This is a genomic window from Pseudomonas sp. Au-Pse12, assembly GCF_021341665.1.
GTDB lineage: Bacteria > Pseudomonadota > Gammaproteobacteria > Pseudomonadales > Pseudomonadaceae > Aquipseudomonas.
The window spans coordinates 765,271-787,952 of record NZ_JAJTTH010000001.1 but is presented as its reverse complement, the minus strand read 5'-3'; the positions used below and the strand labels follow the sequence as shown (position 1 = coordinate 787,952).

Annotated in this window: 18 protein-coding genes; 13 read left to right on the top strand and 5 right to left on the bottom strand. The window is 63.2% G+C overall.

Annotated features, from left to right (window positions below; all coding sequences use genetic code 11):
• Nucleotides 1-26 precede the first annotated feature (26 nt).
• On the bottom strand, nt 27-290 hold the full coding sequence (locus LXM55_RS03470; RefSeq protein WP_233318592.1) for a hypothetical protein: 264 nt from the start codon (nt 288-290) through the stop codon (nt 27-29).
• 198 nt (nt 291-488) lie between these two features.
• Between LXM55_RS03470 and LXM55_RS03465 the strand changes: the two genes are divergently transcribed.
• Nucleotides 489-830: a hypothetical protein gene (locus LXM55_RS03465; protein ID WP_233318590.1), complete on the top strand. Its 342-nt coding sequence runs from the start codon at nt 489-491 to the stop codon at nt 828-830.
• Nucleotides 831-844: 14 nt separating this feature from the next.
• On the opposite strand, the gene LXM55_RS03460 is transcribed toward LXM55_RS03465, so the two are convergent.
• From LXM55_RS03460 to LXM55_RS03450, 3 genes are all read right to left on the bottom strand, one after another.
• A complete protein-coding gene (locus tag LXM55_RS03460) occupies nt 845-988 on the bottom strand; it encodes a DUF2256 domain-containing protein (protein WP_233318589.1) in 144 nt (47 codons plus the stop codon).
• A complete protein-coding gene (locus LXM55_RS03455; RefSeq protein ID WP_233318586.1) occupies nt 985-2,532 on the bottom strand; it encodes a cryptochrome/photolyase family protein in 1,548 nt (515 codons plus the stop codon). The genes LXM55_RS03460 and LXM55_RS03455 overlap by 4 nt, the downstream gene beginning before the upstream one ends.
• Nucleotides 2,533-2,980: 448 nt before the next feature.
• Nucleotides 2,981-4,195 carry a Vps62-related protein gene (locus tag LXM55_RS03450; RefSeq protein WP_233318584.1) on the bottom strand — a complete coding sequence of 405 codons (1,215 nt, stop codon included), beginning with the start codon at nt 4,193-4,195 and terminating at the stop codon, nt 2,981-2,983.
• Nucleotides 4,196-4,646: 451 nt separating this feature from the next.
• On the opposite strand from LXM55_RS03450, the gene LXM55_RS03445 reads away from it, so the two are divergent.
• From LXM55_RS03445 to LXM55_RS03435, 3 genes are all read left to right on the top strand, one after another.
• The gene (locus LXM55_RS03445; protein WP_233318582.1) at nt 4,647-5,030 is read left to right on the top strand and encodes a DUF2946 domain-containing protein; all 384 of its coding nucleotides are present in this window, start codon (nt 4,647-4,649) and stop codon (nt 5,028-5,030) included.
• Nucleotides 5,031-5,140: 110 nt separating this feature from the next.
• Entirely contained in the window at nt 5,141-5,611 is a 471-nt protein-coding gene (locus LXM55_RS03440) for a DUF2946 family protein (protein WP_325169828.1), read from the top strand.
• 159 nt (nt 5,612-5,770) lie between these two features.
• Nucleotides 5,771-6,358, top strand: a complete 588-nt coding sequence (locus LXM55_RS03435; RefSeq protein WP_233318580.1) for a putative natural product biosynthesis protein — start codon at nt 5,771-5,773, stop codon at nt 6,356-6,358.
• Between the two features lie 124 nt (nt 6,359-6,482).
• Here LXM55_RS03435 and LXM55_RS03430 read toward each other — a convergent pair whose 3' ends face one another.
• Nucleotides 6,483-6,773 (bottom strand): c-type cytochrome, encoded by a 291-nt coding sequence (locus LXM55_RS03430; RefSeq protein ID WP_442799735.1) that lies wholly within the window; start codon nt 6,771-6,773, stop codon nt 6,483-6,485.
• Nucleotides 6,774-7,508: 735 nt separating this feature from the next.
• Here LXM55_RS03430 and LXM55_RS03425 point away from each other — a divergent pair.
• From LXM55_RS03425 to LXM55_RS03385, 9 genes are all read left to right on the top strand, one after another.
• Nucleotides 7,509-8,441, top strand: coding sequence for an NAD-dependent epimerase/dehydratase family protein (locus LXM55_RS03425; protein ID WP_233318577.1), 933 nt, complete (start codon nt 7,509-7,511; stop codon nt 8,439-8,441).
• Nucleotides 8,442-8,519: 78 nt separating this feature from the next.
• Nucleotides 8,520-11,330, top strand: a complete 2,811-nt coding sequence (locus tag LXM55_RS03420) for a bifunctional glycoside hydrolase 114/ polysaccharide deacetylase family protein (RefSeq protein WP_233318575.1) — start codon at nt 8,520-8,522, stop codon at nt 11,328-11,330.
• Nucleotides 11,308-14,898 carry a tetratricopeptide repeat protein gene (locus tag LXM55_RS03415; protein ID WP_233318573.1) on the top strand — a complete coding sequence of 1,197 codons (3,591 nt, stop codon included), beginning with the start codon at nt 11,308-11,310 and terminating at the stop codon, nt 14,896-14,898. The genes LXM55_RS03420 and LXM55_RS03415 overlap by 23 nt, the downstream gene beginning before the upstream one ends.
• Nucleotides 14,899-14,926: 28 nt before the next feature.
• Nucleotides 14,927-15,448, top strand: a complete 522-nt coding sequence (locus LXM55_RS03410) for a penicillin-binding protein activator LpoB (RefSeq protein WP_233318572.1) — start codon at nt 14,927-14,929, stop codon at nt 15,446-15,448.
• Nucleotides 15,449-15,453: 5 nt separating this feature from the next.
• The gene (locus tag LXM55_RS03405) at nt 15,454-16,824 is read left to right on the top strand and encodes a PelD GGDEF domain-containing protein (protein ID WP_233318569.1); all 1,371 of its coding nucleotides are present in this window, start codon (nt 15,454-15,456) and stop codon (nt 16,822-16,824) included.
• Nucleotides 16,802-17,791 (top strand): tetratricopeptide repeat protein, encoded by a 990-nt coding sequence (locus LXM55_RS03400; protein WP_233318568.1) that lies wholly within the window; start codon nt 16,802-16,804, stop codon nt 17,789-17,791. Before LXM55_RS03405 ends, LXM55_RS03400 begins: the two co-directional genes overlap by 23 nt.
• Nucleotides 17,788-19,320 carry a GT4 family glycosyltransferase PelF gene (gene pelF, locus LXM55_RS03395; RefSeq protein ID WP_233318566.1) on the top strand — a complete coding sequence of 511 codons (1,533 nt, stop codon included), beginning with the start codon at nt 17,788-17,790 and terminating at the stop codon, nt 19,318-19,320. The genes LXM55_RS03400 and pelF overlap by 4 nt, the downstream gene beginning before the upstream one ends.
• Nucleotides 19,321-20,691: an exopolysaccharide Pel transporter PelG gene (gene pelG, locus LXM55_RS03390; RefSeq protein WP_233318564.1), complete on the top strand. Its 1,371-nt coding sequence runs from the start codon at nt 19,321-19,323 to the stop codon at nt 20,689-20,691.
• Between the two features lie 407 nt (nt 20,692-21,098).
• Nucleotides 21,099-22,448 carry a Wzz/FepE/Etk N-terminal domain-containing protein gene (locus tag LXM55_RS03385; RefSeq protein WP_233318562.1) on the top strand — a complete coding sequence of 450 codons (1,350 nt, stop codon included), beginning with the start codon at nt 21,099-21,101 and terminating at the stop codon, nt 22,446-22,448.
• Nucleotides 22,449-22,682 lie beyond the last annotated feature (234 nt).

Genomic DNA, 22,682 nt, shown 5'->3' with positions numbered 1-22,682 from the left:
GACTGGACCAGGCGGCGTAGCGACTCTCAATCGGCGTCGGCAGCGTCCTGAACAGGGCTCAACCAGGTCGCCACCACCCGCCGGTCCAGCTCTTCCCAGTCGGCCATGCCCAGCACGCGGGTGGTGTTCAGGCCGCGCAGGTAGCCGCGCAACTGGTAAGCCACTGCCTGCTGAACGTGCGGGTCGCCGCTGGCGTCACGCAGCACGCTTTCGTACTCGATCAGGTAGTCGGCGACCCGATCCCGGAACTCGGGCAGGACGGCGTCGCGGATAAGGTCAAAAGTTCGCACGGAAGATTCCTTTATTAGTTGTAGTTGGACGGTCGGGCAGTCTGCACGGGGGGCAACTATTGCTTCAAGTAATAGTGACAATCAAGAAACAGCTATTTTTCTGGCGGCCCTAACCGTGGAAAATCGCCGCCATCGATAGCACGGCCCACGCTCGGCCGTGATGCATGAACCCGCTTTTTTTACTTCAGGATTGCCCCAATGCGCCTTTCACTCGTGCCCGCCATGACGTTCGCTGCCCTGTTGCTGGCCGGCTGCGCGACTGCGCCGAATGACCCGACCCTGGTCATGCAGACCCACAAGACCCCGGCTGAATACGCCGAATGCGTAATCCCCAAGCTGCAGAGCGATGCCCAGACGGCTAACGTGTCGCAATCGCAGCGTGGCTACCGGATCGTGGTCACCAGCAAGGTGGCCGCGGACAATGTGCTGGAAGCCTACAAGGCGCCCAACGGCGGCAAGGTGTTCCTCTATGAGCGGCATTTGCTGGCCTCCAGCTTTGCCCCGTCAAGTTTCGAGAAGACCGCACAAGACTGCCTGTAATCCGCGCCCGGGGTTCATTGCGCTCTGGCGCGGGCGGTGCGCCGACAGCGTTCGGAACACCAGCGCACGTCGTTCCAGCAGCGGGCCCAGCGTTTGCGCCAGGTGAAGGGCCGGCCGCAGGCGGCACAGTCCTTTTGCGGCAGCTCGGATTTCTTCACAGTGCCTCTCCCGCGTCCAGGCGCGCCAGCAGCTCCTCGCCGCGTTGCCAGATGGCTTCCCGGCGTGGGGCGTCCATGCGCTGCAGGTTGCGATAGGTGAGGGCCAGCCGTGGATTGCCGCCCAGTTGCTCCTGGTGGCGGATCAGGAAATGCCAGTACAAGGCGTTGAACGGGCAGGCATCGCTGCCCGTGGCCTGGTCCACCCGGTAACGGCAGCCGCCGCAGTAGTCGGACATCCGCTGGATATAGCGGCCGCTGGCGCAATAGGGCTTGGAGCCCAGGTAGCCGCCGTCGGCGTGCATCACCATGCCCAGGGTATTGGGCAGTTCGACCCAATCGAAGGCATCCAGGTAGACCGCCAGGTACCAGTCGCAGATGGCTTTGGGCGCAATCCCGGCCAGCAGCGCGAAGTTGCCGGTGACCATCAGCCGCTGGATATGGTGGGCATAGCCCAGCTCCAGGGTCTGGCCGATGGCCTGGGACATGCAGCGCATGTCGGTGGCGCCATTCCAGTAGAACTCCGGCAGCGCCCGGGTATTGCCCAAGCCGTTGAGTTCGGCGTAGGCGGGCATGCGCAGCCAGTAGACCCCGCGTACATATTCGCGCCAGCCGATCAGTTGGCGGATGAACCCCTCCGCGGCATTCAGCGCAACCCGTTTCTCGCGGTAGGCACGCTCGACGTCGGCGCAGAGCTGGCGCACGTCCAGCAGGCCGATGTTCAGCGCGGCGCTGATCCGTGCATGAAACAGAAAGGGCTCGCCCTCGGCCATGGCGTCCTGGTAATCGCCAAAGGCGGCCAGGGAAAAGTCGAGGAAGTGCTGCCAGAGCTCCTGCGCCTGCTCGTGGGTCACCGGATAGTCGAAGCGGGCAAGGCCGCCGTAGTGATCGCTGAAGCGTTGCCCCACCAGCTGCAGTACTTCGCGGGTAATGGCGTCGTGGCCGAAGCGCGCCGCAAAGGGCCCGCGCAGGCCGCGGGGCAGGGCCTTGCGGTTGTCCGCGTCAAGGTTCCAGGTGCCACCGCAGGGGCGGCCATCGGGTTCCAGCAGCAGGCGGTTCCGCTTGCGCATCTCGCGGTAGAAGAATTCCATGCGCAGCGATGGGCGAGCGGCGGCCCACTCGCGGAACTGTTCACGGGAACAGAGGAAACGTGAGTCAACATGCCAGGTCATGGGCAGGCCGCAATCGCGCAGCGCCTGTTCGAGTCGCCACTCGCCGCATTCGCTGACGTGCAGCTGATCCGCGGCCAGCGCCGCCTGCCAGCGCCTGAGTTCGGTGGGAATGCTGCCGCTGTTGTCGGGGTCGTCCAGCTTCACGTAGATCACCCGCCAGCCTTGCTCGCGCAAGCGTTCGGCGAAGTGGCGCATGGCACTGAAGATCAGCACGATTTTCTGCGGGTGATGCCGGACATAACGCGCTTCGCTGTCGACCTCGGCCATCAGCAAGGCGTCGCGGGCAGGGTCCAGGGCCTTGAACAGCGCCAGGTCGAATGACAACTGGTCGCCGAGCACCAATCCCAGTCGGCGCGCAGGGGGGACGGCTACCACGGCAGGCGCTCGTCGTCATAAGCCAAGAACTGGCCGCTGGCGCCCATCACCAGCGCCCGGTAGCCGTTGCCCCGGGCGTGCATGTTCGAGGAATGGTTCATGGTGTTTCTCCCGCAGATTGACGTCGCAGTTCGCCTGATCTCCTGCTCGAACAGTCAATATTCATGGCCATATAGTTGTACATTTATTTTTGTTTTGTACAGGTATTTGCGCGATGTCCTGTTGAAATTGCTCCAGGCGGAGGCCGTCACTGGCGTCGGCAACAGGGGGAGAAGGCGATGTGGGGGCTTTGCTTGTCGGGCTGCTGGCGGGAATAGCGTTGTATCGGCTGCTGCGTGGTCGCCAGTCAAGCTTGCGCGGTCGTCTGCCGGCATCTACGCAGTGCCGCGCCAGGGGCCGGCCCCAAACGCAAACTCGTGCCTGCGTTTGGGGTTATCCAGGCTCCGGCTTACTCGATATTGACTTTCAGGTTGAACTTCTCTGAAGGCGGATATTGCGTCCAGTAGATGTTGTCGCCGTCGGAATAGCTGACGTTGGTTGACACTTGGGTGCCATCGGCGCGGAACAGCTTGTAAGTGCTTTCAATGGCGAACGCCGCCACCGCTTTCTTTACCGGAACCACCACGTTTACCGTGCGCGTGGTCGAATGATCCCAGCCACTCGACGAGGAGGTGGTGTAGGAAAAGCTCTGGTTCAACTTGGCCGAGGCCTTGAAGATCGGCCCCAAGGTCCATTCACCGCCGATTTCAATGCCGGTGGTCGAGGTGAAGGATTTGGAACTGTTGCCGTTGACGCCGTTGGTGACCGACCAGACGAAGCTCTGGTCCGCGGAGGTTTCGTTGTAGCCGAAGCCGATCAGCGTGTACTTGTCGGTGCGCTCCAGGCGGTAGACCGGCGACTTGACCAACTGCGCCGCCGGTTGCAGGTTCGGGTCATTGACCATGAACCAGGACAGGTTGCTGATGAAGGTGACGGTGCTTTGCTCGAACCCGGTTGGCTTGCTGTAGCCGTGCAGCACCGGGGTCGGTGGTGGATCAAAGCGGGTCAACGGAATCTGCAGGCGCAGGCCGTAGGCGTTGGGATCGATGTTGGGCTTGGTGTGGCTGGCGACGCCGACGTAGGTGCCGGGAGACAGGTAGACCTCACCGGCCGGCGCGCCGGGTGGCGAGATTTCCCAGGAGCCGAAGTCCCTGTCGGCGCCGGTGCCGGTGTCGTCCCACACCAGGTTGCCAATCAGCGACGCGATCACCAGGTCCGCCCTTACGCAGCGGATGATATCGACCGCGGGCTTGCCATAGCCGTTGTTGCACACCAGCCCCAGCGCCACGTAACCGGGAGGGGGCAGGGGACGCCACATCGAACCGTCACGGTCGGAACCTGATCCCTTGTCGGTCCACACCAGTTCGTAGTCCAGCGGCGGGCGCAGGGCGTTTCCGGAAGGGCCATTGACATCGCTCACCACGGCCACGGCGGCCTGGCCGTTGACGTCGTTGTAGTTGCCGACGCCGTAGTCGCCCAGAGGGTGGTAGCCATTGAGGTTGCCAATGGCCACGGGGCGCCAGTACGCCCCGTCACGCTTGCCACCCGAGCCTTTATCGTTCCATTGCAATGCGAACTGAGTGGTGAAGCCAATGCGTAAATCCTTGAACTCGAGAATTTCCATGTGCATATATTCCTTATATGAACGTTTTGGATGCAGCTTCATTTATTGCCAGGAACACGGCGCCAATCTCCGACTGTTTTCAGCACGAGAGCCTGAAAGCCGAAGAGCAACTTCTATCTAGAGGGGCAGTGATGTTCCCGGGCCTGATACGGCCGCTGGGAATTGTAGTCAACATCCGTAGAAAGGCACTTTCTGGCACAACTTTGCTAGTTGCAAATGGCCTCTAGTCAATGAACTTGTCGGGGCCAAGTGATTGATATCGTTAGTTGCTCCTGATGGCGATAGAACTTAGTGTGAAAAGTTCTGTATCGATGCTCCAGGGGCGAACTTTTAGCCTCTGAATTGGAATGGCGGTTGTTCGACCAGCGTCCCCGGAGTGCACTGGGCAGTCGGTTGAGGCTTGCCATCTCAAGCTTCTTCCACTGTGGGGTTCGGTGTTAAAGTCGCCGCCATGAAATTGTCCCGTCCCGACCGCTCGCTCATTGCCTGGACCCTGTATTTTTGCGTCCTGTTCAATGTCTTCGCCTGCGGTTTGGCGCACGGGCAGATGATGGGCCTTGCGCTCAACGGTGTGGGAGGGCAGTTCTGCTCCTCCCTGGGCAGCAAGGCCCCGTTGCAGACTTCCGACTTCAGTGACCAGAGCGCCAGTGCCTGGGCCGGCAGTTTCTCCTGCCCGGTCTGCTCGGGCGCTACGCTGAGCCTGGTTCTGCTGTTTTGCCTGGGCTGGCTGCTGCGCATCGGCGAGGTCCGGCGTCGTGCGCTTGAACCCCGCAGCAAGGCGCCCCCTCGCTATTCCTGGCCCTCGGCCAACCCTCGTGCCTCTCCGCTGATCTGAGCCCACAAGCGGGCAGCTGCATTCGCCGCTGACCGCAGGTCGGCCTGTGTCCGTCACGCCCCTGGCTGCCGCTTGCGGCAGTTGCCGCGTGGCTGGATCCAGGCCCTTCGATGCCGATGATTTCGAGTGTGTGGCATGAACCGTTTTCAACACCTGCCCCTGAACCCGGGCGTGCGCCGCTGATGGTCTGGTGCGGCATGCGCAATGCCAGCCATCAGAACGCCTGGGTCGCGGCGTTCCTGGCGATCCTGCTGAAAATCAGCCTGCTGCCCATGGCCAGCGCGATGGGCGGCCTGAGCCTGGAACAGCTGCTGTCGGGCAGTTTCTGTTCGTCCGGCGGGGTTCGGCAGATTGCCGTTGCCTTGGACAAGGAGCCATCCAGCGCGGCGGTCCAGGGGGATTCAGCGCACTGCTGCTGTTCGCAATCGACCGGCGCCGCGCCGCTGGGGGCGGCGGCGCTGACCCTGCCGGGCTTTCTCGGCCTGGCGCCGTCGCTGCCGGCCGGCCGGCTGTGCGCGGTGGCGCCCCGTGACCGCTGGCCATCGCTCAACCCCCGGGCCTCTCCCCATGCTTGCGCATGACCGCTGTTTTCGCGCGTCCCCACGGCCAGCGGGCCAAGGACGTGTCCATGGTTATTGCAGAGATGGAAAGGAGCACCACATGGCTCGACTCATTCACGGTTGGCGACAGCAGGTGCTGCGCGTTGCCAGCACGACGAGCAAGCGTCACCGGAGGCTGACATGCGCGCACTAGCGATCCCCTCTGGCGCCACACGGCTGGTGAGCAAACGCACGCGGGTAGGCAATCAGGGCGACTTTCTGCTGCCGTTTCCCGATTACCCGAGCAACGCCCGCAGCTTCGTGCACCTGGATGCCCGCCTGCTGCCGTACTGGCACACCTTGTTCGATGTCTGTCCGGGCTTGCTCAAGCTCGACCCGCCGGATGGCCTGAACATTTTCCGTGGCTTCATGACTTGGGCTTATCGCAATCATCCGCCGCTGAACTGGACCTACTACCTGAGCCTGTGCCGCTGGCTCCTGGCTTCGCGCTACCAGGCGCGGATCCATCAGGAGCACATCGAGGCGTTCATGGCCGCGGCGGCCGCACGCTGGATCAACACCGACGACAGTCAGGCACGGGGCCTGGTGCTGGCCTGGCGCGAGTCCCCGGACTGGGTGTTTGACTGGAAGCCGACGCGGCGCGCGCTGCCGGTATCGGCGGCCGAAGGCGAGCCGCAAGAGTACCCGCCGGTGCCTTGGGACTTTGCCTGGTGCCCGTTGAGCGGTACGGGGGGCTCGGGTTTTCGGCGCTGGCTGCCGATTCCCTGAGTGGGACAGCAGTCCCGGGCCGCTCGCGCGGGCCGGGGCTTTCGGGTAGCACTCTGTGGGGCGCCTCAGAAGGAGCGGCCCATGCCGGGTCGCAAACGCAAGCCGGGCCAGAGAGCGGGGCGCCTTATTTCGACATCCAGCTGATCACCGCCTGGTAGTCCTCGGCGCTGCAATCCATGCACAGGCCGCGTGGCGGCATGGCATTGAAGCCTTCGGTCACGTGCTTGACCAGTACCTCGGTGCCTTGCGCCAGGCGCGGCTTCCAGGCCGCTTGATCACCTTTTTTCGGCGCCATGGGCAACTGTCCGCTGTGGCAGGCGGTGCACGCGCGATTGAACACGGCCTCCGGGTCCTGGGCGGCGTGAGCGCTGGTGAATGCGAGTAGACAGGCAGCGGCCAATAGCGTCTTCATGATGTTCCTCATCGTGTTTTGCTCATCAGGTTGCCGCGCAGTCGCGCGGTCGAGGCAGTGTAGAGAGGGGGGGGGGCGCCCCCTACTGCGACCGCCTGCCGCAGGCTGCGAGCCGCCGCGCCGAGCTTGGCGCCTGGCCGGGAGCCGGCAGCCAGCCTGTGGCGGGTTGTCGCAGACCAGGCCGGCAAAGCCTGCGTGCTACATTGCCGGCCGACGGTTTGCTTTCTCTAGGCAGGGTTACAGGCCGTCACCGAGTGCCGGTGTCCCGCAAGGGCGCCGGCGCTTTTTTTTGCCGATTCCACGGGCACCGCTGCCAGGCGGTGACGCTGACGAGCAGCATTCCCGGCCGGACCGATGTCCCGCGTTGAACCGATTGGCGGTGGCAATGGCTGTGCGCCCAGCAGGGCGCCTGATGAAACAGCCGAGGGCTGCCAGCTCCCTCAGACATCTCGTCAACATTTTGGCTAAATATCGCCAGCTCCATAATCCATCGAAAAATAGACGTAATATTGACGAAAAGTCTTTTCCGCTCCAGTATGCGGCCGCTGAGCGATTGATTTTATTGATGTTTTTTTGACGCCAACATCGCCGATTTCCCTCGAGCCCGGGCGCTAGAGCCTTGGCCAGGGCAGCAGCCAGCAAAGAAATGTCAGCCATGGCAGCGAGTTGCCATGGCGTATTCAGTGGGTGTGCTAGCTTCAATCGGCGTAGCGACGAAATTTTTCTTTGGGATGATTTATGTCTGCCAAACGGATACTGGTCACAGGTGGTGCTGGCTTCATTGGTTCCCACTTGGTCGATGCACTGTTGGCCAAAGGCTATGCGGTTCATGTTCTGGACGATCTCTCCACCGGCAAGGCGAGCAACCTGCCGATGGGCCATCACGCCCTGCAACTGCAGGTCGGCGATGTCGCCGATGCCGAAACCCTGGCCACTGCCATGGCCGGTTGCGACGCGGTGGTGCACCTGGCGGCCGTGGCGTCGGTCCAGGCCTCGGTCGAAGATCCGGTACGCACCCACCAGAGCAATTTCATCGGCACGTTGCGGGTGTGCGAAGCCATGGTCGGCGCGGCTATCCGCCGGGTGGTGTTCGCTTCCAGTGCCGCGGTCTACGGCAATAACGGCGAGGGCACGCCGATTGACGAAGACACGCCCAAGGCGCCCCTGACGCCATACGCGGCAGACAAGCTCGCCAGCGAGTACTACCTGGATTTCTATCGTCGCCAGCATGGGCTGGAGCCGGTCGTCCTGCGGTTTTTCAATATCTTCGGCCCGCGCCAGGACCCTTCCTCACCGTACTCCGGGGTGATCAGCATTTTCAGCGAGCGGACCAGGAGCGACCAGGCCATCACGGTGTTCGGTGATGGCGGGCAAACCCGCGACTTCGTCTATGTCGAAGACCTGGTGAAGATCCTGGTCCAGGGCCTCGAATGCCCGGAGCCACCCGCCGATGCAACGAATGTCGGCCTGGGCGGGGTGACCACCCTCAACGACCTGCTGGCGACCTTGCAACAGATCAGCGGCAAGGCACTGCACGTGAGCCATGCCGCTGCCCGTTCCGGGGACATCCGCCATTCGAAGGCCAACAACCGGCGTTTGCGCGAGCGCTTCGATCTGGGCACGCCAAGCAGCCTGGCCGAGGGCCTGGAACAGCTGTACCGCAGCCTTTAGTTCGTTGCCTTGAGGGCGCCCGTCAGAGGCTGCTCCAGAGTCTGATGTTGTGCAGATTGATCTACTGAAGAGTGAGTTATGGATATCGAGTTTCGCAGGGGGCATGTCTGCAAAGTGGTTCGACGCCTGTTTACCGCATTAGCCTTGTGTGCAACCAACACCCTGGTGCAGGCCGCGCCCGTGGCGCCCGCCAGCGTCGGTTTCTGGTACGCCGAGCAGCCGCCGCTGCAGGAGCTGGCGCAGTTCGAGTGGGCGGTGGTCGAGCCCGGTCATATGGCCGCCGCCGATGTCGCCACCTTGCGCAAGCTCGGCAGCCAGCCGTTCGCCTACCTGTCAGTGGGTGAGTTCGACGGCAATCGCGCCGCGCTGGATAAAGAAGCCCTGACCCAGGGCGCCAGCGCGATCCGCAACAAGGCCTGGGACAGCCAGGTCATGGACATCACCACCCCGGCCTGGCGCGAGCACCTGTTCAAGCGTGCCAAGGCGCTGCAGGACCAGGGCTACGCCGGCCTGTTCCTCGATACCCTGGACAGTTTCCAGCTGCTTCCCGAAGCCAACCGCGAAGCGCAACGCCAGGCCCTGGCTGGGTTTCTGCGGGAACTGCACAAGCGCTTGCCGAACCTCAAGCTGTTCTTCAACCGTGGTTTCGAGGTGCTCGGCGAACTCGACGGCGTCGCCGCGGCCGTGGCCGTCGAATCCATCCATGCCGGCTGGGACGCCTCGGCCAAGCGTTATCGCCCGGTCTCCGAAGCCGATCGCAATTGGCTTGAAGGCGAACTCAAGCCGCTGCGCGCGCGCAACATTCCTTTGGTGGCCATTGACTACCTGCCGGCCAACCGGCGCGAAGAAGCGCGCAAGCTGGTCCGTCAACTGAGCCAGGAAGGCTTCATCCCGGTGGTCAGCACCCCGGACCTCAACGCCCTGAGCCTGAGCACCGTGGAAGTCCAGCCGCGGCGCATCGCCATGCTCTATGACCCGCGCGAAGGTGAACTCTACGATCACGCCGGGCACCGCCTGCTCGGCGGCCTGCTGGAATACCTGGGTTACCGGGTGGATTATTTTCCGGTCGACGACAGCCTGCCTGGCTACAGCTTCGCCGGCCTTTACGCCGGGGTCGTGCTGTGGATGACCAGCGGCCCGCCCCAGGACAGCCGTGCGTTCAGCCGCTGGATCGGCCAGCGCCTGGACGAGCAGGTGCCATTGGCGATCATGGCCGGCTTGCCGATCGAGGACCGCGCGCTGCTCAAGCGCCTGGGGCTGAACCTCGCAGCGCCGGGGGCCCGCGACGCACTGCACGTGCTGAGCCAGGACAAGGCACTGATAGGCGCCTTCGAGGCGCCGGTGGTGGCGCGCAGCCGCGAGCTGACGCGGGTGACGCTGCTGCCCGACGGGCCCAAGCCGGCCTTGCTACTGGGCGACGACAAGGGCGGCAAGTACGCGCCAGTGGTCATCGGTGTCTGGGGCGGCATGGCCCTGGCGCCCTATGTGGTGGAAGCCAACGTCGAGCGCAGCCGCTGGATTCTCGACCCGTTCGCCTTTATCCAGAAAGCCCTGCGCCTGCCGGCGCAACCGCGTCCGGACACCACCACCGAGAACGGCCGGCGGATTGCCACGGTGCACATCGACGGCGACGGTTTCCCGTCCCACGCCGAAGTACGCGGCACTCCGTATTCCGGGCGTCAGGTACTGGATGACTACATTCGGCCCAACCCGTACCTGACCTCGGTGTCGATCATCGAAGGGGAGATCGGGCCCAAGGGCATGTCGCCGTTCCTTGCCCGGGAGCTGGAGCCGATCGCCCAGGAGATCTTTGCCGATCCCAAGGTCGAGGTGGCCACCCACACCTACAGCCACCCGTTCTACATGCAGCCGGACAAGGCCAAGCAGGACGAGGACTTCCACGCCGAATACGGCCTGCGCCTGAACATCCCGGGGTACAAGACCCTGGACTACAAGCGCGAGATCTACGGCTCGCGGGACTACATCAACAGCCGCCTGACCACGGCGCAGAAGCCGGTGAAGCTGATTTTCTGGCCGGGGGACGCGCTGCCCAGCGCCGAGACCATCAAGATGGCCTACGACGCCGGGCTGAAAAACGTCAACGGCGGGCAGACCATCCTGACCAAGGCCAATTCCTCGCTGACCGGCCTGTACCCGCTGTTGCGGCCCACCGCGGGCGGCTTGCAGTACTACGCGCCGGTGATCAACGAGAACATGTACACCAACCTCTGGAAAGGCCCGTACTACGGCTTTCGCGATGTGATCGACACCTTCGAGCTGACCGACAGCCCGCGGCGTCTGCGCGGCATCCACCTGTACTACCACTTCTATTCGGGCACCAAGCAGGCCTCGATCAAGGCCATGACCGACATCTACCAGTTCATGCGCGGCCAGCAGCCGATGTCGTTGTGGATGAGCGACTACCTGGACCGGGTGCATGGCCTGTACCAGGCGAGCCTGGCGCGGACCCTCGATGGTGACTGGCAGGTTCGCGGCCTGGATGGCCTGCGCACCTTGCGCCTGGACCCGGCGCTGGGCTGGCCGGACCTCGGCCGCTCGGTGGCCGTGGCCGGGGTTCGCGACCTGCCCCAGGGACGGTATGTGGCGCTGAGCAGTGATCGCGCGGTGCTTGCCCTGCGGCCCGAGCGCGACCCGCGCCCGGCATTGGAGCTGGCGAACATTCCGCTGCGCGACTGGCGTTATGTGAATGAGCGGCAGGTGAGCTTTTCCTTTGCTGGCCAGTTCAACCTGGAGTTTTCAGTGCGTTCGGCCAGTGCTTGTCGGGTCGAGGTCCAGGGCCAGCGCTACGCCGGCCAATCCGCACAGGGCCTCTGGCATTTTCAACTTCCGATGAAGCAGGTGAGTGATGGCCAACTCTTCTGCAACTAAGGCGCAACGCGCGCGGCTGCTCAACCCCTGGGCGTTGCTGCTGGTGGCAATTGCCGTCGGCGTGCTGCTGTGGGCGACCTTTCGCAATGAAGACGCGTTCCGTCCCAAGGGCGGCCAGCCGGACGAAGTGTCGGCCAGCTATGCCGAAGTGCTGTTGGCCGCGCACCCGGAAAACAGTGAATTGCGCAGCCAACTGCTCGACCTGCTGATTCAGCTGGGCGATTACTCGAGAGCGGAAAAACACCTGGCCGAGTGGCCGCACGCCGATCCGACGCTCAAGGCCTACTACCGCTTGCAACTCGATGCCCTGGCCCTGAACAACAGCACCGACAGCGCCGCCCTGCAGGCGCTGGCCGAGCGCTTCAAGGCCTTTGACTACCGGCCCTTGCCATCCGCGCAGCTGGAACGCCTGGCCACCCTGGCCCTGAGCGCCCAGGCCCCGGGCCTGGCAGCGGACGCCTATGCCGAACTGGCGCGCCGCGATCCACAGCGGCGTGAGCAATGGCTGCCTGAAGCGGCGAAGTGGTATCAGGCCAGCGAGCAGCCCGCTCGCGCGGCCGACATCTATGTGCAGTTGCTCGAGGCCAGCCAGACGCCTGAAGCACGCCGCGAGAGGCTTGAGCAAGCCTTCAAGACCCTGGTGGCGGCGGATCGCGGCGAGCAGGCCGTGGCGCTGCTGGCCCAGGAGTTGGCCGCACAGCCAGATGCACAATTCGAACCGACGCTGCTCGACCAGGGCGTCGATGTGGCGGTGGCGCACAACCGCGCCGACCTGGCGGAACAGTTCTTCAGTGCCTGGCGCAAGGTGCAGCCCGACAGCCCGGAAATCCTCGCCAAGGAATTCAAGCAGCGCCTGGCGTTCGGCGACCTTGCGGGCGCGCAGGCCGTGGGCGTGCAATTGCTGGAGCAGCACCCGGACGATCCGGCGCTGCTGGAGCAGATGGCCCATCTCGCCGAATGGCAAGGCGACTCGGCGGCCGCCCTGGGCTACTGGATCAGCCTGAATGCGCTGCGCAGCGACCCGGCGCGGTTCGAGCACACCTGGCGCCTGGCGATGCAGACCTACGATTTCGATCGAGGCATTCCCCTGCTGGCGGGGGTCATGAACACCCGCGCCCTGAGCAACGTCGAGCTCGATGCCCTGGTCTATGCCGAAGAGTCTCGCGGCACGCCCGAGGAAGCGGAAAAATGGCTACGCCGCTATGTCGCTAAATACCCGAAACATCGCCTGGCCTGGGTACGCCTGCTGCAGAACCTGGAAAACACCGAGCAGTACCCGCAGCGCCTGGTGGTCTGGAGCCAGTTCGCCAAGCGCTATCCGTTGACCAGCACCGAGCGCGTGGACTGGGCCAATAACTACCTCAAGCTGTTCGACAGCCAAGGGGCCTGGAAGGTGATCACCGCGGTCGATGGCAACACCATCGATGACTTCAACTACTGGCAGTCCCGCGCCGCGCTGGCCTGGGACCTGGAGCTGGACGACGAGTTGCGGGTGGCGCTGGAGAAGATGCGGGCGATCAAGGGGTCGCTCAATAGCGGCGACGAGAGCGAGCTGATTGCCCTGTACCGCACCCGTGATCCGCGCAAGGCCCTGCAACTGACCGTCGACAGTTGGCGCCAGGGGCACAACCCGCAGCGTCTGGTTGCCGCCTTGCAACTGGCCCAGGAGCTTCAGGACTGGCCGCTGGTGGTCGACCTGCTGAAGGAAGCCGAGCAGTACCCGGACGCCTCCGGGCAGTCCCAGGTGCTGGCCGCCCGTGGTGCACTGGCGGTGCAGCAGGGCAACCCCGAAGAGGCGCTGCGCCTGTATCGCCAGGGCCTGAGCCGCTTCCCGGATGACAACACCTTCCGTGAGCGCCTGATGTGGCTGTATGTCGACCTCGGCCGGCGCAGCGAGATCAAGCCGCTGTTGCAGCAATGGCGCTCCCTGGCGCGCAGCGACAGCACCTTATGGCTGCCATTTGCCGCCGCCAGCCAACTGCTGGGGCGCAACACCGAGGCCCTGGCCTGGTATCGCCTGTACTTGCAGGCCAACCCCCAGGACTGGATGGTCCAGGCGGCCTACGCCGATGCCCTGGAGGGTGCAGGTTATGCCGACTCGGCCCAGCGCCTGCGCCTGCGCCTGGACCGGCAGGTGACGGCGGAGCAGATCCGCGCCACGCCGCAAGGCTACGCCACCTGGCTGCGCCTGCTGGTCAGCAGTTATTCGTCACGCAAGGCCCAGCACCAGGCCATGCAATGGCAGGACGGCTCCAAGCCGATGCTGCAGCTGTGGTTCGATCAGTTCCTCGCGCGCCTGGATGACCTCAATCAGTCGTCGCAGAAGGATGAGTGGCTGGCCTGGGCCCGCAGCCGCGGCCTGAAGATCAGCAGTTACGAGCAGATCCAGCAGGCCCTGCGCGGCAGCAACCGCCAGGCCCTGGAGCGCCTGGTGGCCAATGGCGACCTGGACCCGGCGCAGCAGGTCGAGGCGCTCAACAGCCTGGGCCGCGGTGGCGAAGCGCTGGCGGTGGGGCTCTCTGCCCTGGGGGATGAGCAACCGGCGGCGATCCGCGAACAGTTGCGCCGCCAGGCGATCGAGATGACCGAGCGCACGCCACAGGGCGCCCAGATTGCCTGGGAGCGCCAGGACTTCGGCGGCTTGGTGTTCAACGGCCCGCGGCTGACCGCCGCGCGTTACCTGAGCGACAACTGGTACGCCAAGCTGGTGCTGGAGCAGGGCCAATACAGCGGCGACAGCCTGGAGCCTTCGCGCCTGGGCACCGAGACCAATACCGAGCTGACCCTGCAGCGCCAGGTGGAGAACGGCAACTACAAGCTGATCCTCGACAGCAGCCTGCGCAAGGACGATGACCGCAACGGCCTGGGCGTCAGCCGAACCTGGCAGGTGGACAGCGGCAACGAGTTGGATGTCGGCGCCGACTGGCACCGCAAGAACGAGGACAGCGGGCTGATGCGCGCCTTCGGTCAGCAGGATGATCTGTGGGTGGGCGGGCGCCATCGCTATTCGGCCCGTGACCAGCTGTCCTGGAACCTGGCCCAGCGCTGGTTTTCGACCCGTGGCGGCGACGACCTGGGCAGCGGCCAGGCACTGAAGATCGAGTTCGACCACACCTTGCAGTTCGAAGGCCCGAACTGGGAACTGCGCAGCGGCATCGACTACCAGCAGAACAGCCTGAACAACCGCGCGCTGCCCAACCTGGCCAATACCCTGGGCGGCGGCATCGACCTGGTCGGTATCCAGCTCGATGATCCGAACCAGATCACCAGCCAGACCCTGCTGCAAAAAAGCTACGGCCAGTTGTTCTTCGGCAGTTCGTGGCGCCGCGGTTTCCCGGGGGCGCTGAATCGCACACGCGGGCAGTACACCTGGCTGGTGGACGTCAGCTCCGGCTGGCAGTGGACCGATAACACCATCAATTACGCCATCAGTACCGGGATCGGCACCGAGGTGATAGGGGATGACGAATTGGCAGTGACCTTCGGCTACCAGTCGGCGCCACAAGGCGGCGCTGGCAAGTCCGGAGGCACTGCAGGTGTCAGCTACAGCGTGCGTTTTGGACGCTGATCATGGAATTCAAAGAGGAGTGAACCTTATGCAATCCATTCGTTGCGTGAGTCTGGCGATGGTCGCCTTGCTGATGGCCGGCTGCAGCAGCTTTACCGGTCAAAGCAGCCCCGAGTTGTCCAAGGGCGCGCGCTGGGGCGTGTTGCCGCTGGTCAACTATTCACAGACGCCCCAGGCCGGCGAGCGCAGTGAGCAGATTCTGCTCAGCGTGCTCAGCAGCAAAGGCCTGCAACCCCAGGTCTACGCCGGTTCGGCAGGGCAGGGCGAACTGGCCCTGCTCGACGACAACGAGCGCCTGGCCGGGGCCATGGACTGGGCCCGCGAGCAGAAGCTCGACTATGTGGTGTCCGGCAGCGTTGAAGAGTGGCAGTACAAGAACGGCCTGGACGGTGAACCGGCCGTGGGCATCAGCCTGCGGGTGGTCGAGGCGGGCACCGGCAAAGTGCTGTGGAGCAACAGCGGCGCCCGCGCCGGCTGGTCCCGCGAAAGCCTGGCCGGGGCGGCGCAGAAGGTGCTCGACAAGCTTGTCGGTGACCTGCGGATCGAGTGACTGAGATGAACTCTCCACACATGGACTATGTGCTGGCCCCCCGTGCCAGCGGCCCAGCGTCATGGCTGGAAACCTTTCTGGTGACGGCCCTGGTGATCGGCGTCGGCCTGTGGCTGGCCCCCGAAGACCCGCTGCAGGTGCAGGGCGAGTTTCCCTGGTCGGTGCTGGCGCCGTTGCTGCTGGGCGTGCGCTACGGCTTCGTCCGCGGCCTGATCAGCGCCAGCCTGCTGGTGGCGGCGTTCTTTTTCCTGCGCCAGTCGGGGGTGCCGGGTTACGCCCAGGTTGCGCCTTCCTACATTGTTGGCGTGCTGGTCTGCGGCATGCTCGTGGGCGAGGTGCGCGACCTGTGGGAGCGGCGGCTGCTGCGCTTGCAGATGGCCAACGAATACCGCCAGTACCGGCTCGACGACTTCACCCGCGCGCACCAGATTCTGCGGGTCTCCCACGACCGCCTGGAACAGCGCCTGGCCGGCAGCGACCAGAGCCTGCGCAGCTCGTTGCTGGGGCTGCGCGAGCGTCTGCGGGCGGCGCCCAATGGCGGCGACTCGCTGAGCCTGCTGGCCGAACCGGTGCTGACCCTGCTGGGGCAGTACGGCTCGCTGCGGGTGGCCGGGCTGTACCGGGTGGAGCAGGGCGCCAGCGCCACGCCGCCACTGAGCCTGCTGGCCTCGATCGGCACCATGGGCCCCCTGGACAACCAGGACTTGCTGGTGCGCCTGTGCCTGGAGCGGGCGGAACTGGTGAGCGTGCGTGAGGAGCTGCTGGACAGCGGCGGCCAGGCCAGCGTCTCGTCCTTGCAGGCGTGCATTCCCCTGGTCGATACCCAGGGCCAGGTGCTGGCGATCCTTGCGGTGCGGCAAATGCCGTTCTTCGCCTTCCAGGAACGCACCCTGAGCTTGCTGGCGCTGCTGGCCGGGCACATCGCCGACCTGCTGCACAAGGATTCGCAGGTGCTGCAACTGCAAAGCGCCGATGCCCAGCACTTCACTCGCCAGCTCAAGCGCTCGCTGGTGGACGTGGAGCGGCACGGCTTGTCCGGTTGCCTGTATGCCTTCGAACTGACCCAGCACAACGACGAACTGGCGCGCCTGTTCGAGCGCAGCCAGCGCGGCCTGGACCTGCAACTGAGCGTTATCAACGCTCGCGGGCACGAGCTTTTGCTGGTGCTGTTGCCGCTGACCAGCGCCGAGGGCGCCCAGGGCTACCTGGCACGCCTGGGCAAGCTGGTGCACGAACACTTCGGCATGAGCGTCGACCTGGCTGGCCTGGGGGTCAACGTGTTGGCGTACGACCTGGAGTCGGCCCGGCAACGCGATGGGTTGCGTAACTTTCTGTACAACGAGTGTGGCCTGAATGATCAGCAAGTGGCTGTTTAGCGGAGCGCTGTTTTTCGAGATCGGCAGCTGGGCCAGCCTGACGGCGCAGTTGCCTGATCTACAGATCGCGCTGCTGTATGCAATGACCCACGGTATCGCCTGCGGCTTGTTGACCGCCGCGGTCTGGCTGCTGCTGCCGGCGCGTTATCGCCGGCCGTTGCCGTGGAGCCCGCTGTTCATCTTCAGCCTGGCGTTCTTTGTGCCGCTGATTGGTGCCGTCGGGGTGATTGCCGCGATCTTTCCGGCGCTGTACCTGCCACGCAAGCGCGAGGCGCAGATGTGGCAGGCGGTGGGCATTCCCGACCTGCCGTTTCGCGCCCAGACCCAACTGCACTCGCCGACCTTCGGCGACAGCGGCCTGCAGGATGTGTTGCGCCATGCCCCGGACCCGGACCAGCGCCTGGCGGCACTGCTCGCCACCCGCAGGATGCCGGGCAAGGAAGCGGTGCCGATCCTCAAGCTGGCCCTGGGCGACCCCAGCGACGACGTGCGCCTGCTGGCGTATTCGATGCTCGACAAGCAGGAAACCGATATCAACCAGCGGATCCAGTCGTCCCTCGAACAGTTGCCGGGCGCGGCGCCACAGAAAGCCGGCGCCCTGCATGCGACGCTGGCTCGCTGGTACTGGGAGCTGGCCTACCTGGGCCTGGCCCAGGGCAGTGTCCAGCAGCACGTGCTCGGCCAAGCCGGCGAGCATGCCGAGCAGGCGCTGAAGCGGGGCGAGGGCGGCGAATTGCTGTTGCTGGCCGGGCGCATTGCGCTTGAGCGCGGTGATATCGGCAAGGCGCGCCTGCACATGCACCAGGCCCAGGAAGCGGGCATGGACCCGGCCAAGGTGCTGCCGTTCCGGGCCGAAATTGCCTTTGAGAGCGGCCGTTATGCCGAGATCCCCGAGCTGTTGCGAAGCCTGCCGCTGGAGATGCAGCAACGTCCGCCCTTTGCCGGGCTGGTAAGGACCTGGACATGAAGAAAACCCCCGATTCAACGCCCATCGCCGATGTCTGCCTGCTGCTCGAGGGCACCTGGCCCTACGTGCGCGGCGGTGTGTCCAGCTGGATCCATCAGATGATCCTCGGCCTGCCGCAGTTGAGTTTTTCGGTGCTGTTCATTGGCGGCCAGCGCGAGGCCTATGGGCAGCGGCGCTATGAAATCCCGGCCAACGTGGTGCACATCGAAGAGGTCTACCTGGAGGAGGCCTGGCGCAATCCCAAGCACAAGCGGGTAGCCCACAGCGCGTCGCTGGACGAGTTGAGCAACCTCTATCGCTACCTGCACAACCCGGAGAAGCCCGCCGCCGAACTGGGCATCGGCGTGCTCGCGGCGCTGGCCCAGGGGCGCATCACCCTGGACGACGTGCTCTACAGTCGCCCCAGCTGGGAAGCCCTGACCGAAGGCTACGAGCAGCACTGCGCCGACCCTTCGTTTGTCAACTACTTCTGGACCCTGCGCACCATGCAGTCGCCCCTGCTGATGCTGGCCAATGCCGCCCGGCAGATGCCGCGGGCGCGGGTCCTGCACTCGATTTCCACCGGCTACGCCGGGTTGGTGGGCTGCATCCTCAAGCAACTGTGGGGCTGCCAGTTCCTGCTCAGCGAACACGGCATCTACACCAAGGAGCGCAAGATCGACCTGGCCCAGGCCAGCTGGATCGCCGAAAGCAGCAACCAGGCGCTGAACGACAGCATGGATTCCGGCTCCGGTTACATCCGCATGCTCTGGGTGCGTTTTTTCGAACGCATCGGCCATCTGGTCTACGAGAGCGCCGACCAGATCATTGCCTTGTACGACGGCAACCGCCAACGGCAGATCAAGGATGGCGCACCGCCGGAACGCACCCAGGTGATTCCCAACGGCATCGACCTGCAGCTCTGGACCCAGGCCCTGGAGTCCCGGCCGGCCGGCATCGCGCCCGTGGTCGGGCTGATCGGCCGGGTGGTGCCGATCAAGGATGTGAAGACCTTCCTGCGGGCCATGCGTGGAGTGGTCAGCGTGATGCCCGAGGTCGAAGGCTGGATCGTCGGCCCGGAAGAGGAAGACCCCGAGTACGTCACCGAGTGTCGCAGCCTGGTGGCCAGCCTGGGGCTGGAGCAGAAGGTGCTGTTCCTCGGCTTCCAGAAAATCCAGGAGATCCTGCCGCAACTGGGCCTGATGGTGCTGACCTCCATCAGCGAGGCGCAACCGCTGGTGATTCTCGAAGCCTGGGCCGCCGGCACGCCGGTGGTCAGCAGCGACGTCGGTTCCTGCCGCGAACTGATCGAGGGCGGCGTGGCCGCCGACCGCGATCTCGGCCTGGCCGGGGAAGTGGTGGCGATCGCCGATCCGCAAGCCACCTCCCAGGCGATCATCGACCTGCTGCGCAGCCCCGAGCGCTGGACATCGGCCCAGGCCGCCGGCCTGTTGCGGGTGCATCGCTACTACAGCGAGACGTTGATGCTCGAGCGCTACCGCACGCTTTATCACACGGCCATCGGCACCCCACACAAGGAGGCTGTGTAAATGGCCGGCATCGGTTTCGAACTGCGCAAGATTCTCTCCCGCGACTCCTACACGGCGACCCTGCACGCCTATGTCTATGCCGGCCTGATCAGCTCCGGGCCCTGGGTGCTGTCGATTCTCAGCGTGATGCTGGTAGGGGTCATCAGCCTGGGGCTGGTGGTGCCGGAGGTGCTGATCCGCCAGTTCCTGATTACCGTGACCTACCTGATGGCCACCTCGCTGATTCTCACTGGCGGCCTGCAGCTGTTCTTTACCCGTTTCGTCTCCGACCGCCTGTTCGAGCGCAAGTACGAGCAGATCCTGCCGAACCTGATCGGCGTGCTGCTGCTGGTGACCCTGGGTTCCGGGGCACTGGGCATCCTGTTGCTGCTCAGCCTGTTCGACCAGCCGCTGATCTACCGCCTGCTGACCCTGGCCAACTTCGTGGTGCTGTGCAACCTGTGGCTGGTGATCATCTTCCTCTCCGGGATGAAGGCCTATAACCGCATCCTCCTGGTGATGCTGGTGGGCTATGGCTTGATGGTCGGCAGCGCGTTCTTCCTGCGGCACATGGGCATGGAAGGCTTGCTGCTGGCGCTGCTGCTGGGGCACAGCACGCTGCTGTTCCTGTTTCTCTACGACATCCTGCGCGAGTACCGCGCCGAAAAACTGGTGGCCTTCGACTTTCTCGACCGCCGCCAGGTGTTTGTCAGCCTGCTGTTGACCGGGCTTTGCTACAACCTGGGGATCTGGATCGACAAGTTCATCTTCTGGTTCAACCCGGACACCTCGAGCCAGGTGATCGGGCCGATGCGCGCCTCGATTCTCTACGACCTGCCGATCTTCCTCGCCTACCTGGCGATCATTCCCGGCATGGCGGTGTTCCTGGTGCGCATCGAAACCGACTTCGCCGAGTGGTACGACCGCCTGTTCCGCGCCGTGCGCGACGGCGAGACCTTGCAGCACATCGGCTCGCTGAAAGCCGAGATGACCTTCTCGATCCGCCAGGGCCTGCTGGAAATCTGCAAGGTCCAGGGGCTGACGGTGGTGCTGCTGTTCCTCTTTGGCCCGCGCCTGCTGGAATGGCTGGGGATGTCCAGCTACTACCTGCCGCTGTTCTACATCGACCTGATCGGGGTGAGCATCCAGGTGGTGTTCATGGCGATTCTCAACGTGTTTTTCTACCTCGACAAACGCGCCATCGTGCTTGAACTGTGCCTGCTGTTTGTCGCCCTCAACGCCATCCTGACCCTGCTCAGCCTGCACCTGGGGCCGAGCTTCTTCGGCTATGGCTTTACCTTGTCGCTGCTGGTCTGCGTCTTGCTGGGGCTGGCCCGGCTGTCGACGGCGCTGGATGACCTGGAGTACGAGACCTTCATGCTTTCGCGTTGAGGCAGGGGGAGCGGGGGAGATGGATATCTGTTTTGTAGAGGTTGACGCAGAGCTACCAACAGCTGCGTTGAACCACACGGCCGTGCAGCTGGAATGTTTGGGAGCATGGACCAGCCGACATGTCTTATGTGAGTCCGTATGTCAGTAATGTCTGACATTCGGACCTGATTGCTTGAGTTGACAAACCAGGTAGTTGCAAGCTCACACACGGGGTCTTTGCCCTTGATAAACGGTTCATTTTTGATCAGAAAAGGTAGCAAGAAAGGACCTTTTTCTTGCAAAGGCTCACGATACTGGCAGAATGCGGGCTGTTTGAACAAAGTTAAAAGCTGTTGGCTTCGTGAGACCTTTGATAGAGCGAAAGGGGTCGACACTGAGATGTATTATATTCCAAGGCAGGTCCGATAGTGAGCAGCATCAATCATTTCCCGTCTTCTTCAGCGTTGGCTGAAATTGATCTCTATGCCTTGATAAGATCAGTCTGGAAGCAAAAGCTCCTAATTATTCAAATGGCGGGGAGCCTGGCTCTGTGTGCTGGAGTTTATGCATTTCTTGCGACCCCGGAGTACCTAGTAACCAGTGTACTGCGGCCGGTCTCCATCAAACACCTCGATTCGCTCAATCGCTCGGGAATTTATTCCATTTCTCCCGAGTCGGCACTTTTAAAAGTTGCCGGAGCATTGGAGTCATATGAGGTCCGGCAGGCGTTTTATCGCGAAAATAGTGCGCTTTTCAAAGACCTGGGAACTGCTGGGAACAGCTTCGAGCAGAATTTCGAAGACTTCAATCGTGATTTTCTACGGGTGAAAGTTGATGATGGCTCTAAGGCCATTAGTATGCCTCCCTCGGTATCGCTTGAGTTAAATTATTCTGGCGCTTTGAAGGGGGCTGAGGTGCTCAACGGCTTCGTAGATTTCGCAGTGCGTGCCGAACGGCAACGTATCGCGGACGAATTTGATGTGGTTCTTAAGAACCGCATCAGTGAGATCGATAGGAGTCTGGATGCCGCACGTGCAGCCTACGACATCGAAAAGCGTGCACGTATTGCTCGTCTTCAGGAAGGTGACAATATCCGTCGCGCGCAACTTCAGGACGAACTGAGCGCTTTGCGTCAGCAATTGAAGACCGCGCGCAAGTTCCGGATAGCCCAACTCGACGAATCGATCAAGATTGCTCGTTCGCTAGGCATCATCAAACCCACTGCACCTTCCGCGCTGGGTGATACCGCGTACAAGAATCCGACTAACGTGATTCGTACCGAAGTCAATTATCAGCAGATCCCGCTTTACTTTATGGGAGCTGAATCGCTGGAGGCTGAGCGCACTGCCTTGCTCCAGCGTAAATCGGATGAGTTTACCGAGGCTCGGGTCGCACAGATTTTTCACGAATTGCAGGTGCTTCAAGACAACCGTGAAATCGAAATGCTCAAGAAACGCTCCAACGAGGATCTGTTCTTGGCCAATGTCGAAGGACAGCGTAGCGAGCGTTTGCGTCTCTCAGAATTGAATGTCGATCGCCAAGCACTACAACTGGTCGATATCGATCGTTATGCCGTGCAGCCGGCCTCGCCAATCCGACCTAAGAAATCCCTCCTGATTGTGCTGGGCGCTGTGCTGGGGTCAATTCTCGGTATTGCCGTTGCCCTGTTGCGATACTTCATTCGTAGCAGAAAAACGGCTGTAGTCAGTCCTGTCACGCTGGACAGTACTACCTCCACGCTGCACGTGACTCCTACCAAGACTCTGGTGCATGACTAAATAGGCACCAAAGCAATTGTCTTGCCGCCACCCTGCGATTTAGTGGTATCAGTAGGGTGGCGGCTCGTTCTATAATTCCAAATTTTGCGCCGTAGTCAGACCCTTTAACGATCGATTGGGTGGGCTGGGCAACTACCGACCCACGATAATGTGGCCTCGTGGCTTCGGGCGAATCTCCTGAATGGTTTCATGGAGTTAGACTACGGATCGGTAAAATATGCTTCGCATACTGAA